Consider the following 797-nt stretch of genomic DNA (forward strand, 5'->3'; position numbering starts at 1 on the left):
CCTGCGGATGGCGTCTCCGGCATCGACAGCTCGCCATCCTGTGCGGCCCGACCCGTTGCAGATATCGGAACGACGGTTGCGCGCCGAAGCCACTCTCCCATCAAGGCTTCTTCAGCTTCAACTTCGCCATCGGTGCGACCCGGGAGCTGGAAGACAGCGTCATAGGATTCGGGAGGCGCGCTGTGGAAGGGTTCCGTCCACAGGGTGAGCGACGCGCGGCATGCAACCGGTCCACCCTGGTACGACAGGAACTGCACCGCCCATGCGAACCCCGTACCGCTTCTGGCGCACAGTTCGGTGCACATCGCAAATATCTCGGCAATGGCTGCGGCCGCCATTCCATGACAACCGTTATATGCCAGCACGGCCACATGGCGCTCCTTCATGCCATGCAAAGGGACGGTGAGGCTTCGGCTCGCATCCGTCGTTTTGAACACCTGTGTCTGCGACAAGTTTGTCCTCCGAATTTGTGATGTGATCGGGCGGGCGCCAACCGCGGCGACGCGCCAACCTGGTTTCCCCGGCTATACGTCCAGTTCATCGTCGAAGAGTTTGTGCCGTATCGCGTAGCGGATGAGCGCGCTTTCATTCCCCGCCTGCATTTTTTCGATGACGTGCGTCTTGTGCGTGCTGACCGTCTTCACGCTGAGGCACAGTTCATGTGCAATGTCCGTAATGCTCTGGCCTTCGACAATTCTTCTGAAGACATCGAACTCGCGCTCGGATAGCCGCTGATGGGGCATTGCCTCCGCCGGTTCGTTCAGGTTCTGGGCGAACCGCTCGGCCATTGACAGGCT

Annotated in this window: 1 protein-coding gene and 1 pseudogene; both read right to left on the reverse strand. The window is 60.2% G+C overall.

All coding sequences use genetic code 11. The features are described 5' to 3' along the window. Nucleotides 1–452 (reverse strand): annotated as a pseudogene (locus H3V53_RS43195) (hypothetical protein); the annotation flags it as partial. Nucleotides 453–524: 72 nt separating this feature from the next. Continuing rightward, the coding region (locus H3V53_RS43200) for a response regulator transcription factor (protein WP_336603042.1) at nucleotides 525–797 on the reverse strand (273 nt) is incomplete at its 5' end.

It is taken from the genome of Paraburkholderia bengalensis, assembly GCF_037126505.1.
GTDB classification, from domain to species: Bacteria; Pseudomonadota; Gammaproteobacteria; order Burkholderiales; family Burkholderiaceae; genus Paraburkholderia; species Paraburkholderia bengalensis.